We start from the raw sequence: 16,116 nt of genomic DNA, 5'->3' as shown, positions 1-16,116 counted from the left end.
AAGAGTGATCTCGAGCGCAGTTAGATAATTGTGTACCAACGTATCATGTATTTTTTAGAATTGGAATAGCGTGAATATGAAAAGTCGCTCAAAATTTCCGCCTGTAAAGAGCTATTCTAATCGCGTCCAGTTCGGTTTACCATACCTATTTAGGTTCAAAACGGGAATTTGCTTAGGTTCAGATTTGGAAACAATCACACGGGATTCGAACCACGCCCAATCAAGTCTGCGAGAACCTCATTCGATTGGAGATATTTCTCTCTTCTATTTCTCGTGGATTTCGTTAGTACGAGGGGCCATCAGTTCATCACGACATTACTTTTGATTTGGTTTTGGCAATCTTGCTCTGAGGTTTTTTAAATCGACACTGCAACGATTAATTACACCGTCAATGTACTTCTGCAACATTGCATACTCGTTTAAACTGTTATCGCTATTTTGAAAATGTTTACGATGGTCCTTGACTTCAAATAAGTAGTCGATTGAGTCGTCGAGCAGGTCAATCATGCCCAAGAGTCGAGTGCGGTAAAGCGAGGAAGTGTCTTTCCCTTCGGGAGTTTCCCTCATTCGATCAAACCGCACACACAGAGCTTTGAGACATCCGCTATAAGCACTGACAATCGTAGCCAGTCGGTAGGAATCTACCCGTATCATACGTGTTGCGTTCTTGATGACCGCCTCAAACTCGGTCTCACCATCCTGAGGAACCGATTCAAAACCGAAGAAAGGAATCGCCGCAGTAGTGCCGTCATCGACAGTCGCCCACAGGACAAGATTCATTGCGCGCAATCGTTTCTCGAAGTAAATAGACGACCACCAGACATTTCGGCGTCGTTCAATCAAATCCGGCCGAGCGCGATCCAGAAAACGGAGGGCGTCGAACGCATATGAAAGAACATCCTGCCGCTGAGGACTTGAGAATGTGCTGGTAGTGCTGGAAGATTCCCAAATATTGGAGAATTGGTCACCAAAAACCTTTTCGCCTTGAGTGATTCTTGCGTGAGCCCGCAAAATGTCAAGCAAAGCTAGTTCAGCGGGAATGCGTTGCGCCTCAACTAGTCGAAGGCGAGATTCCGCAAGGTTTAGGGACTCAAATACGCCACTCAAGATGCTGGGATGAAGAATTATTAAGGCTTGAGCTCGTAAGCCGAGCAATCTAACTTGACACCAATTGGCTTCAAGGAGTGCATTAGCTAGGCTTGATCTCGTTTCGTGACGCAGCCGGTCAGCAAGTTTATTAGCTCGATGGATAAGTTTAATGGCTTCGTTGGCAAGTTCATGCGAGCTTGAGGCGCACTGAACGGCTTCTTTTTGACGAGCTGAAGCCATTAAGATCAGCTGCTCGGCCGCATGAAGCATAGTTCTGAGAAGTTCAAGCTTCGCCTCGGGTGTATTGACGTCGACTTTCCCTTCCAACAAGTCGCTCTTTCCATCATGGTAAAGAATATTCCAAGGAAATGATATTTCAGATAGGTTTTCGCTGAGTTGTGCTTGGGTAGGTAACGGAATGTAGCGTCGCGAGGCAGTTGAAAGCATCACTCCCCAACGTCTCCAGCGAAGAAATTCGATCATTTGGGGCATAGTTCGTTTGTTATTTATTAACCTTTCAAACTCCAGAAAGGGCCGACGGCCAAATGCCGACTTTTTGACAGCGTTCGATAAATTCGCGACAGAACTGCTAACTACAATACAATACGTTACCCATAGAAGGCTGAGTTTAGAGTCCTTAGGAAAAGAATCCCGATCTTTTTTGGATAATAACTTTATCAACTCGTCATGATCTAAGCTTAACTGGTATTCCAGTTTCTCCTTGGAGAGGGATAACAGCTTACCGATCAGCCTGTGTCTAGCATAAGCTTTTCCGTCTTCACCTACCTCCCTCGCAATCCGCCTTTGGGCGTCGGCACAAGACAGCCAGAATGACCGCAAGGAATCTATGAATTGTGATTTTGCATGATCCGAACGACGAACAATTTCCTCAGCTCGCTCGGCAAGCGAATCTAACTGCCGACAACTTCCTCGGGAATATCCGTGTGTTTGCAATATCCACATATTTGCTTTGAGTACTGTTTCAGCATTCTTGAATTCTTTAATGACTTCGTCTTGATACGTGTTAGCGTGAATCGCTGCGGCTTCGAGATGGTGGCGGCACGATTCGAAAACAGCATCCGGAGACTGACAAATATCAACTAAATACTCATACCAAGAGGCAACGACTAATTGGATACGAGCACAGTCAATTTTTAGGGAAGTGTTTTTAGAAATATACGTGGAAAGTAATCCCCATAATTCGTCCCGAACGACAGTGTGAATCCAATAGAGACCACCGGTGAGTCGCTTAACCAAACCGATTTTCTCGAGTTCGATAAGATAAGCCATAATTTCGGCCGGATCAATTTCTCCGAACAGATCATTGAAGTGAAATAGTGCTCTGTACCTGGGACGCTTTATGCTCGTGATAATATAGAGAAATCGAATTTCTTTCGCGGATGCTTGTTCGGGGTAAATTTCTTGGACTCCGTCAGGTTCTCTTTGGAGCCCTGCCCAGTTAAGCGACTGATTAATGATGGTTTCCGAACAGAAAGTCGAATAAGGCAGCGAAACGCTTGGAAAAAAAGATGGCTCATCAATCGCGTAATGCGATCGTTCAAACCCGATAAATTTTGTTGGTGAATTGTCAATTCTTAGCTGTGATGCAAATGAGCTTGAGTCAAAAGCATAACTGTCAGTCGTGCCGTCACTAGCAATGACAAGTTGTAATGGCTTTGACAATCCGCATTCCTGTGACGAGTTTAGCAAGAATGTTATCGCATTTAAAAACGCATCTGAAAATGTCTTAAAATTAGCAGTTTCATCCAGATCCCATTGTAGCTGACCAGCATTTGATCCCGGAGTTTCCCGGCAGTTGAGAAAGATCACCCACTTTTTGTTCGTGAAAGTGAGAAATCTCGCAAATTCTTCCGATAAACCCTTGAGCTTTGCCTCCGAATTGCCAGTCTCTTTATAAGAGAAGTAGTCGTCTCGTAATGAAATGTTTTGCTGACGAATACTCCATCCCGGAGTCCAGTCTTCTACTCCAAGGGCGCGGGAGAACGACTCAAGGAGAACCTCCATGAGGTTACCGGCAGATGATACGTCATTCATGTCGATCCTAATTGGAAGAATGTGAGGCTTGGCCTGACATTCACGGAAGGCTTGGGAAAGGGCTGAGGAAAGCGGCTTCTCCTTTTCTGCGGTTAGTATGAGCAGGGTTTTGTCGCTTTCTTCGAATTTTTCGGTTATTGAACAAACTTCCTTCTGATCTATCTCGCATAGGCGATAACCAGAATTTTCGTCCGTTTCCGGAATGAATGGGGCAGTAGTGGTGCGCGATGCGGAAGGAAACGGGCATCCTGCAATCGGAAGTGAACCTCGTAATCGTTGGTGCAAGTCAAGAAGAAGATACTGAGGGTTTCGTGTATGGATTACGTGCAGCCGGTCTTTAAGCTTCCCGCGTTTTTTCTCTGTTAGAGAGTTGGCAAATGAATCCGGAAAAATGTGGTTCCATGGATTGTCCCACTCGCTGGCAGGGGGATTGTAAGCCATCCAAAATATTTTAAGGTTATCGTAGCAAAGGAGCGCGGCCCGAAGAAAAGCAACGATGCGAGGATCATTCGCGGAGTAGCCAATGACGAGGATTGAACGACTGCATTTTTGGCTAACTTGATTTGGAGACAGCTGATACTGATCCTGAAAATATGTGACAAACGTTTCTATATCGTCAGCGCAAGGAGTGACATCGAGATTTTCGTCCCATAGGAGCGAGTCTCGTTCACCATGCAACTTGATTATTGCGCGAACCCCGCTGATCGCTTGGCAGTCTGGCAATTGTGATCCTGCTACGACAGAAAATGGTACGAGATCATTCCTGGCTGCTCGGTATCCTTCTTCCAGAAGAGTGTCGTAGTTCGTTGTTAAAACTAAGTCAGTTCGAAGAGCTCCGGCAAGGCTTCCCAAGACTTTGTGTCCCAGGCCAGGTTTCTTTCCTTTTAGAACATGTCTCCAAAACGAGTCAGCAATGTCTGGATTTCCTGGCGCGGAAAGGATGCTTGTGGCTTGACGATCCGGACTTACTGATAACTTCGTAATGAGCTGGAGTGCGGTTCGGAAGTCAACCATTGCCCCAAGGCATTGTCTGAAAAGTTTATGGTCGTTTGAAATCGCCCGTCTGTCATAGAAATACCCCTCATTATCATTGCCTTTAACCCAATATCGCTCTTGGTCTAACCATTTATGTTCCTCAACAATCTCAGTAAGTTTCACATCTCGTGAATCTATCTGTGACCTTTTTGCATCATATTTGTCAATAGCAAGGATGCGCGAAAAAACATGTACTCGTTCCTCTACTTGGCTTGCCCACTCTCCAGATTTTACTGCTCTCTTGGGGTCGATGAACGAAGGCCATTCGTCCGTTGAGGGTGACCAACGGTAATCTTCTTCATCTGATTCCTTCTGGAGTCCAAGGGACAATGCGATACATTTTTGCAGATACTCAAGTAGCTCTGAAATGAGAGGAAGTCCGGCGTGGACGGAGAAGCCCGAGCCGATGAGCGGCACGATGCCGCGGCCCTCTCGAAGCTCTGTGGCAATCAAGTTGGTAAATTTGTCTACATCCGCTGCCTTTTCTTCCCTTAGATAATCTTGGAGCATTACTCCCGGATATTACTGCTATGGAGGCTGACGAACGCAAGTCGGCCGACGACTTCTTAACGTGCTGACAGCTGTGAGTCTGCGGTATTTTGTCCGTCGAGCACGTATTTGATGCTTCCGATTTGAATGTCTTTTAGAGTTCAAGAAGTGGGATAGACGTTCAGAATCGTTCGAATCGCGTGTACTTCGGTGTACCAACCACTCCTCTGGTGGATCTTTTACTCATCAGGCTCGAAATCTGAGCCACCCAGACGGGTTCCGATCGTTTTGCCGCACCAATGTTAGGTCTAAAGGAGGAACGGGGGAACCCCACAATCAAATTCCCCGTTAGGCAACGCCATGAAGAAGCGAAGCCTGCTCGTTCTCCCCGTTTTGGCGGCGGCCAACGCCGCCGTGGCCCAAGATGTCATCGAAGACAACCGCACCTGGCTGAACCTGAACGCCACCGGCAAAATCAGCAAAGATTGGTCGTGGTACGGCGAACTCCAGCCTCGCTTTCGCGATAACAGCTCGGAAATCGACCAGCTCCTCTTCCGGGTCGCGGCCATCCAAAAGATCAGCCCTCGGCTCTCTTTGGGTTATGGCTATGGCAGCATCACCAACTACCGCCCCGCTGGCGACATCCACGAAAATCGTTTGTGGCAAATGGTTACCTATAACCCCCCTGCCCGGGGCCCCGTGACCCCGAACTTGCGCCTGCGGGCGGAGCAGCGTATGGTCGATGGCGGGTCCGATGTGGGATGGCGTTTGAGGTTGCAGGCCCGCGCCTCCCGGCCGATTGAGGGCACCAAGTGGTCAGTCTTCGCAGGGAACGAGTACTTCTATAATCTCAATTCAACGGACTGGGGTGCATTGCAGGGATTTGACCAGAACCGGTTGTTCCTCGGCCTGGGCTATCAGGTTTCAAAGCAGGCGAAGTTCGAGTTCGGCTACATGAACCAATATGTGCGCGGTGCCAATGCTGACCGCAAAAACCACGTCCTGTTCTTCACAACGGTCCTGAGCTTTTAGGACCCTGCAACTCAGGAATGGACACCGGCGTAGAAGGCGCTGTCGAGGGGGAGTAGCGCCTGCCCTGCAGATCCGTGGTCGTCAATACGCCAGGTCACCCTGGCCGGTACGGATTTAATGCGCAAGACCTTCGCACCCAGCCGGTGCGTGGTCGATCGAGCATTCATCGGTTGGATTTCTAAGGAAAACCCGACATGAAAAACTCGAAAATGCTCTTTCTCGGCGTCTGTGCCTTCTGCCTTGTGGGAGGTGCCGTGGCCTCGTTGGCGACGCAGCAGGTCAATTCGACTGACGCGATGCAACGCTTGACCGAAGGCAACCGCCGATTCGTCGCCGGAACCCCCCAACACCCGCACACCGATCCTGCGCGCCGGACGGCCGTCGCCAAATCCCAGGCCCCGTTCGCTGTCGTCCTCACCTGCGCCGACTCCCGGGTTTCACCCGAGCTTGTGTTCGACCAGGGCCTCGGCGACCTGTTCGTGGCCCGCGTTGCCGGGAACACTTTTGGTAAGGACATCCTTGGCTCGATCGAATATTCGGTGGCCGTGCTCGGGTCGCGGTTGATCGTCGTCATGGGCCACGAGCGGTGCGGAGCGGTCGACGCGGCCATCAAGGGAGGAGAATTGCCGGGCTCCATCGGTGAAGCGATCAATCCCATCCTGCCCGCAGTCGCCGCGACTGCTGGAGAGAAGGAAAACCGACTCGACAAAACCATCGCGGTCAACGCTGAGATGCAAGCCAAGCGGCTCCTTGCCGAAAGCAAAATCCTTAGCGACTTGGCAGAAAAGGGCGAGCTGAAGGTGGTTTCGGCAACCCTTGACCTTGATACCGGGGTCGTCACGATGGGCAAGCCGTAACTCTCCGAACCGAGTTTCTTCCAAATGGGAGGGCACTGGCCTAAGCCAGCGCCCTCCCATGTTTGCCGTCGCCGGCAAAGATGTAGACTTGCCGCTTGCAATGGATGCGGGGATAGAACAGATTCTGCGCCAAGAGCGGCCGCGCACATTGGCGACCCTCATCCGGCTCCTGGGAGACTTTCATTTAGCGGAAGAATCTTTGCAATCTGCAATTTTGGCCGCCCTCGAAAAGTGGCCACAAGAAGGCGTTCCCCAAAACCCCCGGGCTTGGCTCATCTCCGCCGCCCGATTCAAAGCAATCGATTCGCTCCGCAAAGATCGTCGGTTCATCCCAAACGACCACTTGCTCAATGTTATCGACGCGTCTGATCGCTTCCATGAGGTCATCGAGGATTTGTCGGTTGAAGATGACCAGCTCCGGCTGATCTTTGCCTGTTGCCATCCGGCGCTCCCCCTTGAAGGCCGCGTCGCATTGACTTTGCGCGAAGTCTGTGGCCTCACAACTTCGGAGATCGCCCATGGCTACCTCGTGCCGGACAGCACCATAGCCCAAAGAATTGTCCGAGCCAAGGCAAAGATCCGCGACGACCGGATTCCTTATGAGATTCCAGGTTCCGGAGAGTTGGGTTTCCGGTTGGCAAGCGTGCTGAAGGTCATGTACCTTTTGTTCAACGAGGGCTACTTTGCATCCACCGGTGAAGTCTTGTTCCGCCAAGTCCTTTGCCGCGAAGCCATCCGCCTGACAAGGCTCATCGCCGGGCTGTTTCCCGTGCCAGAAGTCTTGGGGTTGCTGGGCCTGATGCTTCTCCAAGAAGCCCGTTCCGCTACACGCTCAAGCCAGGGCGGTGTCGTGCTATTCGATGACCAGGATCCCGCCAACTGGGATAGCGTGATGATCCAAGAGGGGATGGGATTGGTCCAGCAAGCCAGTGCCGTCGATGCGCCAGGGCCCTACACGTTGCAAGCGGCGATCTTCGCCCACCATGTCCATTGGGCAATCCAGGGCAACAAGGACTGGCGCAAAATTGTCGAGTTGTACGACCAGTTGCTCCTCCAGCAACCGTCCGAGATCATTGAGCTGAACCGGGCGGTCGCGGTCTCACACGTTAAAGGGGCGGCGGCCGGGCTGGCCATCGTCGATGGCATCCTCGGCGAAGGAAACCTTGAAAACTACAGCTTTGCCCACTCGACCCGTGCCGAATTCTGCCGGAAATTGGGGCTCGTCCAAGAGGCAAGGAGTTCCTATCTCCGGGCATTGGAATTGACCGGCCAAACAATTCGGCGGCGATTCTTGCAAGATCGGTTAGATGGCTTGGCTATCCAATGAATAGAATTTTTCGGGCACCATGTCGAATTCCGCCTTTGCAGTTCGGCTAATCCATGACGATGCCAAGCAAGCATCCGGAAATCAGAGAAGACAACAATGAAATTCTACGTCGCAATCCATCGGCCAACTGGCTACGACCACTCCGTCGAAATCACCAGGGAAGTCATCGATGACATCGACCAAGTGAACGACGAAATGGTTCGCGCAGGCATCCGCGTTTTTGTTGGAGGTTTGCGCTCCCCAAGTGAAGCAAAAGCGATCCACCGGTCTTCAGACGGTTCACTGGCAATAACTGACGGCCCATTCCTGGAAACCAAAGAGTACATCGACGGATTCTGGGTTCTGGAAGTGCCAACCATGGAAGAAGCCGTGGAGTGGGGCAAAAAGGCCGCCGCCGCCTGCCGAGGCTCGGTTGAAGTGCGCCCGTTCCACTGATTCGAAAGGGAACTGTCGTTTGGCGGAGACAATGGGAGCACCCAGTCACCGGGCGAGGTGGTTCAAATCAGTGAGCCAGCTTTGCCCGGACGGGCATAAAAATCATTGCCGCCAGCGACCCCCCACACCGGTCTAGTGGCTGGCGGAGAATTCTGTTGAAGGCATTCCCCATGCGCGGGGAGACTCCCAGCCGTGGGGCGTCCTGGTGCCAGGCGCGGGCCCAGAAATCGGCCAAATACAGCGGGTTGCCTTCAAACCGCTTGACCAGGTAGCCCCCGCCCCCGATCTTGGCCCGATGCGTGCCGTTGGGGTTCACCTTAGGGGATATCCCGAGGAAACCCACCGCCCCCCTGAGACGCCAGGTATGACCCGGGGACTTGGGGTCATGCGTGTAGATGAATGGGGAAGAGCAATCTGCATCCGCCATTTGGGAACATAAGAGTTCCTCCAATTGCAAGGCCGTCTTGCCATAACCCCCGATCCCAGGATGGTGCATTCCAAGGACTTCGAGATCGGGCAAGCACCGGAGCCGGGCCTCTGGCCGCGCGCCAGGGCGGGCAAGAGGGAGAAAAGGCGTGCACCCTTCCGGCATGTAATGGAGACCGTTCGGGGCCGCCTGCCAAAAGGTGGGGACGAGCGATTTCCGGAACTGCGCCGGCGGCATGGCGTACCGACTTGTGAACGCATGGCAAAAGGCTGCCTGACTGGAAAACCCCGCCTGCGAGGAGAGGGAAGACAGGCTCTCTCCGGTCGTTAACAGGCCGTGGGCCGCGCGTTCCAACAAAATGCGTCGGCGCAAGGCTTCGGGAGATTCTCCGGCCAACAACAAAAACGAACGGTGGAAGTGGTAACGCGAAAATCCGGCCATGCGAGACCAGTCCGCCCCGTTGTCAGGTCGATCTGGATCCTCGGCAATATTGGCGACCACATGCCCAATGGCTTGGCAGAGCTCTTCGTAGGTATTTGCCCGCACCAACACCGATTATGCCCCCATGTCTGGCGGGCTGCTTTGACCTCGACCCGGCCCAGAGGCTGGCCAGACCTTCAATTGCAATTTTCTGACGTGTTTTTGCCGGGGTTTTCAGGTTCCCGTCGTGCGAATTTGATCCAGATTGCTCCTTTGTCGGAGCGGCGAAACCGCTCCCATCCCATTGACGGTATCAGCGGTTGATGAACATGGTCCTTTTCCTCGCCGCAGCGCTTCCCCAACCCGCTCCTCTACCCGACTCCCACTCGCTCTTGCCAACCCTTAAAGTCGGGGATGCCTTTGCCTACGAAATGAAATCGCAGATCCGGCAAGGCGCGGTGACCGGCGAGTTTAGGTCCGAATACGAAATGACGGTGACGAGCCTGGAACCCACAGGCACGGTCACGTTTAAAACCGTGCGGACGAAAAGTGTCTTTGCCATGGGGGGCAAGGAGTCGGAAGTGCCAGATTCCACGGTTGTCGCCAAGATGCGGGTGAACGGCGCATTCCTTTCTGTCGATCCGCCGGCAGCCAACCCGGAGCAGGCCAGGGTCTCCCGGTTGATGCAGTTCCAAGTCCCCGATTTCAAAATTGCCAAAGGGCAGGGATGGTCTTGGAAAGACCCGGCCAGCAGCCTCAACGGGAACGTCGGGGCAGAAGGCAAAGGGGAGTGCTTGGGATTTTACGAACATTCCGGAATCGAGTGCGCCAATCTGCGGATTTCGCTTGTGGAATCTGAAGGATCCCAGCCGGCTTCGGCCGTTTTCACCGTCTGGCTGTCGCTGAAGGACGGCATGATCGTGGAGAGCGCGATCGCGATTCAGAATGCGCCAATCGGCCAAGGGTCAGTCGGCGACATGGCTGTGCATGTCGTCCGCAAAAAACCAGCGTCTTGACACCCGGCTCGGTATCCTTCCGGAACACCTGCCAACCGGGAAATGGATATGCCTGTCGAACAACTCATTGAAGCGTACATGGCGGACCAGCCGGAACCGAAGCAAACGGACATACGCACTGTACATGAGGCCATCCAGAACCTCTCGCCAGGTTGCCGGCTGTGGTTCAAGGACGGCAAAAACGAACATGGCAAAGTGGTCGCCAACCCCAACATCGGCTATGGGGAATACACCATCAGATACAAGGATGGCACCACAAAGGAATTCTTCAGGATTGGCCTTAGCGCAAACACATCCGGCCTATCGGTCTATGTCATGGGACTCCCAGATAAGGGGTATCTCAAAGCCAACTTTGCCCAATCGATCGGCAAGGCAAGCATCACCGGTTACTGCATCAAGTTCAAGAGACTCAAAGACATTGACCTCGACGCCTTGTGCCGTGCCGTCAGCTACGGCTTTGACCAGTCAAGCTGACCCAGCCAACTCCAGGAAGCCAGGCTAGCTCAGCTAACGTAAATTTCCTGGTCGTCCCAACAGGTTTGCAGATAGTCGATCTGGCCCATGTGCAACGTAGCATGCCATCCCGGAAGACCCATCAAGAACCGCATCGACATCGACCAACCTTGTCCCGAATCAAGGGATAGTTCCACATCTTCTGCGGTGAACGTGTCCAAGACCGCCAATACTTCTTCGGTTCCCGAACGGAAAATCGCCTCGACCTCAGCGCGGCTGGTAACGGCCACCTCTTCCGCGTTCCGTTGGGAAATCCAGGCTTCCAGATCGTCCACCGCCGGCACGCTTTTCTCCCGCATCATCTTGGCGAAGCGTCCCGCATAGAGCGCGGTATGGGCGGCTATTCGCAAAGCCGATTTCGAGGTCGGCGTTGGAGTCCACTCCAGTTTGTCGTCCGGGACATGGGAAAAATTCCTCAAGAACATCTCCATCCCCTCCACGGCGCTTCGTTTGCTGATCTCGACAATTTCCAATTTCCTGCCACCTGAACGGCCGGATTCTACACGCCGGGCCCGATCGCCATCCTGACTTGTGCAAACGACTATGTTTATGGCGGAATCGGGGAAAATGGGAGCATGAAGCCCAAGAACATGGTCTGCCTCTGGTACGACAACGATGCCCAAGGGGCCGCAGAATTTTATGCAGCCACGTTCCCAAACAGTGCCGTCCAGGGAATCCACACCGCACCCGCGGATTTCCCGGGCGGCAAACAAGGAGACGTCTTGACGGTCGAGTTCACCGTCCTTGGCATTCCCTGCTTTGGGCTGAACGGTGGCCCAATTTTCCCGCATTCGGAGGCTTTTTCATTCCAAGTCGCTACCGACGACCAAGAGGAAACCGACCGGTATTGGAATGCCATTGTCGGCAACGGAGGGGAAGAGAGCATGTGCGGGTGGTGCAAGGACAAATGGGGCATCAATTGGCAGATCACGCCCCGCGCTTTGACAGATGCCATGGCCCAAGGTGGCGAAACGGCGGCAAAAGCTTTTGAAGCCATGATGACCATGAGAAAAATCGACATCGCGGCAATCGAGGCCGCGTGCCGAGGCTAGAGCTTCCGGCCCAAAGTTGCCGTGAGGTTTGCGCCAGGAGTTCGAATCTTGCGCCACATTTTTGGTCAATTGCTTCAACAAAGGTGAGTCACGCATTTTTAAAATATGGGCATTGTATTTGCAACAAAAATTCGATAATATGTGCTCATGTTGAAATTCGCCGTCATGGCTGCCATTCTCCTCACCACCTCTTCAACCATGGCGGCAGAAGTGCCGACAGGAATTGCTTCTCGATACGCTGAGTTGTCCAAGGTCTTTCAGAAATGGGATTCAAAAGCATTTGCCTCCTTCTTCGCAAAGGATTTCATCTTAATCGATACCGAGTCGAAGAAGGTCAATAGGAAGGAGTTTCTCCAAATGGTAGATGGTCTTATGGAAGGGGTCACAAAAATTGAGGATCACGAAGAATTCAATGGCGTTACCAAGCTAAAGGGCGGGGTTGTTGCCGTTAAATGTGATTTGAAACTGATGATTGCCAAACCAGATGGAAACCTCAGTGTTCACGAAATCTGCACCGACTATTGGAAAAAAGTTAGCGGAAAATGGGTGATGGTCAAGACAATCGATTGGGTTTTCACTGTCGAGCCGGCTCAATAACCGTCGTTCCCCTCTAGGGACGGTTAATCATCCGAGTTTTCGGTAAGGGGCTAGTGCATCGATCACAATGAGAGAAACTCAATGCCTAAATTCATGACTACAAATCACTGACCGCAAGATTTAGTCGATTGCTTTTGGGCAGCTTAGGCTTTTGTCGTACATCCCAGACCGGTCGAAACAGCAGATCCTCTTTTTGCCCTTGGAGAGCATATCCATCATCTTCTCAAGCCGGATTCCCCGAGTCTCGGCCTTTTTGCCGCTGGTCATCCAAAAAATCCAGTCGCGCCGGGCCAATGCGGTAGTCGCGAGCCATGTCTTGAGAGATTCCGGATTGCCTTCAAGTGCCAGACGGAGGTCGTCGGGAATCTCCGGCTCCGGTTCGGTTGCCATCGGGGTGATCGCGACCTCTGCCAAACCGCCAGGAGTCGCCCGCATAGACTGGACGAGGGCTTCATCTAATTGCATCCAATGGCCGCCTTCGCCATCGGGACGTAGCGTCGTCTGGAAGCCGACCCCATTCATTTCCCCTTTGACCGAAACCATGCTCCGGCTCGGGAGTTTGTCGCTGGCCTCTTGGGGCAACCGGAGGAACAACCAATTCCCACCGTCGGCGGGACGGTGCACGGTCGCTCGGAAGCAGATCTCCTTCAGAACCTTGGCCATTCTCCATCCCATCTTACGCCACCAGGGTGGAATGCCGCCGCTGACACTACTATTTGACTGTTAAGGAATCGCGAGTTCAGTAGACTTAAGTCTGTATTTGAAGTATATTCGTCCCGTGGCAGAAATTGATGTGCTCCTCAAAGCATGGGATGCCGCCCACTGGGAACTCGGCGAGGCATTCAAAGGACTACAGGACAGCGACGTGTGGCGCAGGGTCGATCCGCGGTTGCTGAGCATCGGCGAACTCACTGCCCACATGGCCTATGGCGAGGCGACGAACTTCGGCATTCCAGTGGAAAGCCCGCTCATCGACCGGCAAAACCGTTACTATCCGGTGGCCGTGGTGGAACCGTTTTCCTGCGATTTTGGGGCCGAAGCCCTTTACAACGAGTTCGAGCGGATCCACCAAGAAGTTAAAGCCGGGTTTCTGGGCAAAGTCGGCGACTTGGGCGACCAGAACCCCAGCCGCCCGGATTGGACATGGGGGGCGACTCTGGAATACATGGTCTTCCACGTGGCGTACCACACCGGCCAAATCTATAGCGTCCGGCACTTGATGGGGCACGAGACCGAAGACAATTGAACCTGCAGTGCTCCTTTTCTGGCGAAGTTTGGTACTGGCGTGGCCCGGCGCCATTCCACTTTGTCACCGTCCCACCGGCTGAATCGGCTGCCATCAAGGCCGTTGAAAAGCACGCCACCTACGGGTGGGGGATGATCCCAGTGCGGGCGACAATTGGCAACACTGAGTTTGAAACGGCGCTCTGGCCAAAAGACGGGCAATACATTTTGCCGCTCAAAGAAAAAATCCGGAAGGCTGAACAGATCGAAGTCGGCTCCGCGATCCTGGTGGCTATGGAAGTGGTAATGACCCATGGAAGCCGTTGACCAGGCAACTTTGGCTTGGCTGATGGACGGCGACCCGGCCATCAGATGGCAAACGTTGCGCGATTTGAGCAACGCCGATCCCAGCGCGTCTGAGGCCGCGAGAAAATCAGTTGTAACCGAAGGCTGGGGCCGACAAATCATCGACGGATTGCTGCCCGACGGCACATGGCCACATGGGCGTTGGACGGGGTCACCTTGGGTGCCGCTCCTGGCCATGGATTTTGGGATGCCAGCCGATGAGCCCCTGTTTGCGGCGGCCTGCCGGCAATTCCTGGATCCTCAACTCAGCCGGAAAGACCTTCAATCTGTTGCCGGTTTTTTGAAGAACATGGACATTTGCCATATCGGGTTTTGGCTGAGAATTGGGGCCTATATCTGCCCGGCCGATCCTCGGCTTTCTTTGCTGGCGGACTGTTTGGAAGAGTTCCAAATGGCTGACGGCGGGTGGAATTGCCGGATCCGCCCAAAACCGGAAACCCGCCACAGCTCCCTGCATACCACGTTCAACGTCTTGGAGGGGCTACGGGAGGCGGCGAGCTCAGGAATCGTCGGCGCCGGCCGGTACCGGGCCATGGAGGATCGGGCGGCCGAATTCGTTCTCTCCCATCAATACTACAAATCCGACAAGACGGGGAAAGTGATTAACGAACAGTTCACCAGGACGACTTTCCCAAGCCATTGGCACTACACGGTGTTGCGGGGGCTGGATTTTTTCCGATCGACCACCTGGTCGAACGATCCACGGTCTGGCGATGCGAAGGAGTTGTTGAAGTCACAACGGGCTCCCGATGGCCGGTGGAGGCTAGGGACACCCATTGCCGGCAAACTCCCGTTCCCGATCGAGAAAACCGGCAAAGAGAGCCGATGGGTCACGCTGAAAGCTCTGCGGATCTTAGCCAGTTAGAACCGCAACTGGATCCCAAAGTAGCCGTTGAACCGGGTCATCGGCAAACGTTGCGTGAACAGGCTGCGGCCAACTGCGACGATCAGCGTTGAATCTTCCGAAAGCCCATGCCGCCATCCGAGTTGGGCGATGCAATCAAGGTTCCTTTCCCCAGTTGACCCCTCAACGTGGACTTCGGCAATCGCCTCGTCGTTTGGGCCGACCCCCCTCGACGTCGCCAAACCGGCAAACCAATCGGGAGAGGATCCGGAACGGGCAAAGACTCCGGCATCGGCATTGAACCCCAGCCTGCCAGAATGCCACTGGACTTCCACCGGCAGCAGAAATCCGGTTGCAGGGTCTGCGAGCCCGTCATCGACGGATCGTTGCGAGACGGGGGCTTCAACTTGTGGGAAGATAGAAATGGCCGGCATTCCAGGTGTCTCATCTTGGAACCGCCACTTGATCCCGATGTTGCCAGGGCCAAGGTTACGGGCCGAAGACCCGCCATCGTTGACGAGCAACCAAGGGGCCTCCACCTTCAATTGTAGGTTTGGGGTCGCACCGAATGCGAGGTCGATGAGGGGGAGCCCGACTTCCAGCGATCCAAAATGCCGGGTCACCGTGTAGGCAAAATTCAGTTCGAACCGCCCAACCGGCGGAGTCCCCGGGTCATCGGTGATCATCGGCGGTCCCCCTTGGGCAAAGCAAGATCCTGTGGCGGCTGTGGCCAACAGGGCGAAAAAGGATCTGAGGGACATCGCTTTATTGTGCCGGTTCCGGCCCGGCGAATCCTACTGGCCGTCCAGCGGTTTTACTCCCACTCTTCGGTCCGCCAGAGACCCCAAAGATTCTCCTCTTCCCACTCATCGGAAACGTCGAATCCGTTGACCCTCAAGGCCAGCAAAACTGCCCCGACATGCCATCCTTCATGCCAAATCATGTGGTGCAAAAATAGGATCGGGTGGTCGTAGGGGCTCTTTTCTGGCTGGCCGGACTGCAAAGTGCGCCGCATGGTCTCCGCGACGGCTTGGGAACTGATGTCCAGTTGTTCGGCAATCCGGGCCACATCCCGGCAGGGTTCATCGCTTTCATTGAATAGCCGTTCTCCGGGGTATTCCTCAGATTGGTTGATTTGGCTCCACCACCACCGGCGGACGCTGTGGATGTGGCACAAGTGCGCCGCAATATCCATTTCCCCTTCCGCCGCTTTTGCGGCCAAACGGTCGGCATCCATCGCGCGCGCCACGTTCACGACGATCTGGTTCTGCCGGGACCAAGATTCGATCAAAGTTTCGGTCAATGAGTCCATGTAGAAGAAAGTCTACATAAATAATG

General features: G+C 53.6%; 17 protein-coding genes. 11 read left to right on the top strand and 6 right to left on the bottom strand.

Annotated features, from left to right (window positions below; genetic code table 11):
• Positions 1-315: 315 nt before the first annotated feature.
• Positions 316-4,689, bottom strand: a complete 4,374-nt coding sequence (locus JNM28_13285; protein MBL8069415.1) for an SIR2 family protein — start codon at positions 4,687-4,689, stop codon at positions 316-318.
• Between the two features lie 339 nt (positions 4,690-5,028).
• Here JNM28_13285 and JNM28_13280 point away from each other — a divergent pair, with 339 nt between their 5' ends.
• The 4 genes from JNM28_13280 to JNM28_13265 all read left to right on the top strand — a co-directional run bounded on the left by JNM28_13280 (position 5,029) and on the right by JNM28_13265 (position 8,319).
• Entirely contained in the window at positions 5,029-5,700 is a 672-nt protein-coding gene (locus JNM28_13280; GenBank protein MBL8069414.1) for a DUF2490 domain-containing protein, read from the top strand.
• A gap of 194 nt (positions 5,701-5,894) precedes the next feature.
• On the top strand, positions 5,895-6,557 hold the full coding sequence (locus JNM28_13275; protein MBL8069413.1) for a carbonic anhydrase: 663 nt from the start codon (positions 5,895-5,897) through the stop codon (positions 6,555-6,557).
• A 58-nt stretch (positions 6,558-6,615) separates the two neighbouring features.
• Positions 6,616-7,884, top strand: a complete 1,269-nt coding sequence (locus tag JNM28_13270; GenBank protein MBL8069412.1) for an RNA polymerase sigma factor — start codon at positions 6,616-6,618, stop codon at positions 7,882-7,884.
• Between the two features lie 96 nt (positions 7,885-7,980).
• Entirely contained in the window at positions 7,981-8,319 is a 339-nt protein-coding gene (locus JNM28_13265) for a hypothetical protein (protein ID MBL8069411.1), read from the top strand.
• A 67-nt stretch (positions 8,320-8,386) separates the two neighbouring features.
• Here JNM28_13265 and JNM28_13260 read toward each other — a convergent pair whose 3' ends face one another.
• A complete protein-coding gene (locus JNM28_13260) occupies positions 8,387-9,292 on the bottom strand; it encodes an AraC family transcriptional regulator (GenBank protein ID MBL8069410.1) in 906 nt (301 codons plus the stop codon).
• Positions 9,293-9,489: 197 nt separating this feature from the next.
• Between JNM28_13260 and JNM28_13255 the strand changes: the two genes are divergently transcribed.
• Together JNM28_13255 and JNM28_13250 are read left to right on the top strand one after the other, a co-directional pair.
• Positions 9,490-10,182 (top strand): hypothetical protein, encoded by a 693-nt coding sequence (locus tag JNM28_13255; protein MBL8069409.1) that lies wholly within the window; start codon positions 9,490-9,492, stop codon positions 10,180-10,182.
• 48 nt (positions 10,183-10,230) lie between these two features.
• On the top strand, positions 10,231-10,656 hold the full coding sequence (locus JNM28_13250) for a DUF1801 domain-containing protein (protein MBL8069408.1): 426 nt from the start codon (positions 10,231-10,233) through the stop codon (positions 10,654-10,656).
• 29 nt (positions 10,657-10,685) lie between these two features.
• Here JNM28_13250 and JNM28_13245 read toward each other — a convergent pair whose 3' ends face one another.
• Positions 10,686-11,168, bottom strand: a complete 483-nt coding sequence (locus tag JNM28_13245) for a DinB family protein (GenBank protein ID MBL8069407.1) — start codon at positions 11,166-11,168, stop codon at positions 10,686-10,688.
• A 102-nt stretch (positions 11,169-11,270) separates the two neighbouring features.
• Here JNM28_13245 and JNM28_13240 point away from each other — a divergent pair, with 102 nt between their 5' ends.
• Positions 11,271-11,747, top strand: coding sequence for a VOC family protein (locus JNM28_13240; protein MBL8069406.1), 477 nt, complete (start codon positions 11,271-11,273; stop codon positions 11,745-11,747).
• 147 nt (positions 11,748-11,894) lie between these two features.
• Positions 11,895-12,344: a nuclear transport factor 2 family protein gene (locus tag JNM28_13235; protein MBL8069405.1), complete on the top strand. Its 450-nt coding sequence runs from the start codon at positions 11,895-11,897 to the stop codon at positions 12,342-12,344.
• A 120-nt stretch (positions 12,345-12,464) separates the two neighbouring features.
• On the opposite strand, the gene JNM28_13230 is transcribed toward JNM28_13235, so the two are convergent.
• Positions 12,465-13,007, bottom strand: coding sequence for a DUF1905 domain-containing protein (locus JNM28_13230; GenBank protein ID MBL8069404.1), 543 nt, complete (start codon positions 13,005-13,007; stop codon positions 12,465-12,467).
• A gap of 115 nt (positions 13,008-13,122) precedes the next feature.
• Between JNM28_13230 and JNM28_13225 the strand changes: the two genes are divergently transcribed.
• Genes JNM28_13225 through JNM28_13215 form a run of 3 tightly spaced genes read left to right on the top strand, consistent with a single transcriptional unit; the run spans position 13,123 to position 14,799 of the window.
• A complete protein-coding gene (locus tag JNM28_13225) occupies positions 13,123-13,590 on the top strand; it encodes a DUF664 domain-containing protein (GenBank protein MBL8069403.1) in 468 nt (155 codons plus the stop codon).
• Positions 13,591-13,592: 2 nt separating this feature from the next.
• Positions 13,593-13,895 carry a DUF1905 domain-containing protein gene (locus JNM28_13220; protein ID MBL8069402.1) on the top strand — a complete coding sequence of 101 codons (303 nt, stop codon included), beginning with the start codon at positions 13,593-13,595 and terminating at the stop codon, positions 13,893-13,895.
• Positions 13,882-14,799, top strand: coding sequence for a hypothetical protein (locus tag JNM28_13215; GenBank protein ID MBL8069401.1), 918 nt, complete (start codon positions 13,882-13,884; stop codon positions 14,797-14,799). Before JNM28_13220 ends, JNM28_13215 begins: the two co-directional genes overlap by 14 nt.
• On the opposite strand, the gene JNM28_13210 is transcribed toward JNM28_13215, so the two are convergent.
• On the bottom strand, positions 14,796-15,539 hold the full coding sequence (locus JNM28_13210) for a hypothetical protein (GenBank protein MBL8069400.1): 744 nt from the start codon (positions 15,537-15,539) through the stop codon (positions 14,796-14,798). The two genes, JNM28_13215 and JNM28_13210, sit on opposite strands and share 4 nt — an antisense overlap.
• A gap of 53 nt (positions 15,540-15,592) precedes the next feature.
• A complete protein-coding gene (locus JNM28_13205; protein ID MBL8069399.1) occupies positions 15,593-16,090 on the bottom strand; it encodes a damage-inducible protein DinB in 498 nt (165 codons plus the stop codon).
• Positions 16,091-16,116 lie beyond the last annotated feature (26 nt).

This window comes from Armatimonadota bacterium (assembly GCA_016789105.1).
Lineage (GTDB): Bacteria > Armatimonadota > Fimbriimonadia > Fimbriimonadales > Fimbriimonadaceae > UphvI-Ar2.
This window is presented reverse-complemented; position numbering and strand designations above follow the sequence as displayed.

Excerpts from the sequence above, each read along its gene's own strand:
- JNM28_13285 (MBL8069415.1), bottom strand. The coding sequence starts at position 4,689 with ATGCTCCAAGATTATCTAAGGGAAGAAAAGGCAGCGGATGTAGACAAA.
- JNM28_13280 (MBL8069414.1), top strand. The coding sequence starts at position 5,029 with ATGAAGAAGCGAAGCCTGCTCGTTCTCCCCGTTTTGGCGGCGGCCAAC.
- JNM28_13275 (MBL8069413.1), top strand. The coding sequence starts at position 5,895 with ATGAAAAACTCGAAAATGCTCTTTCTCGGCGTCTGTGCCTTCTGCCTT.
- JNM28_13270 (MBL8069412.1), top strand. The coding sequence starts at position 6,616 with ATGTTTGCCGTCGCCGGCAAAGATGTAGACTTGCCGCTTGCAATGGAT.
- JNM28_13265 (MBL8069411.1), top strand. The coding sequence starts at position 7,981 with ATGAAATTCTACGTCGCAATCCATCGGCCAACTGGCTACGACCACTCC.
- JNM28_13255 (MBL8069409.1), top strand. The coding sequence starts at position 9,490 with ATGAACATGGTCCTTTTCCTCGCCGCAGCGCTTCCCCAACCCGCTCCT.
- JNM28_13250 (MBL8069408.1), top strand. The coding sequence starts at position 10,231 with ATGCCTGTCGAACAACTCATTGAAGCGTACATGGCGGACCAGCCGGAA.
- JNM28_13240 (MBL8069406.1), top strand. The coding sequence starts at position 11,271 with ATGAAGCCCAAGAACATGGTCTGCCTCTGGTACGACAACGATGCCCAA.
- JNM28_13235 (MBL8069405.1), top strand. The coding sequence starts at position 11,895 with ATGTTGAAATTCGCCGTCATGGCTGCCATTCTCCTCACCACCTCTTCA.
- JNM28_13230 (MBL8069404.1), bottom strand. The coding sequence starts at position 13,007 with ATGGCCAAGGTTCTGAAGGAGATCTGCTTCCGAGCGACCGTGCACCGT.
- JNM28_13215 (MBL8069401.1), top strand. The coding sequence starts at position 13,882 with ATGGAAGCCGTTGACCAGGCAACTTTGGCTTGGCTGATGGACGGCGAC.
- JNM28_13210 (MBL8069400.1), bottom strand. The coding sequence starts at position 15,539 with ATGTCCCTCAGATCCTTTTTCGCCCTGTTGGCCACAGCCGCCACAGGA.
- JNM28_13205 (MBL8069399.1), bottom strand. The coding sequence starts at position 16,090 with ATGGACTCATTGACCGAAACTTTGATCGAATCTTGGTCCCGGCAGAAC.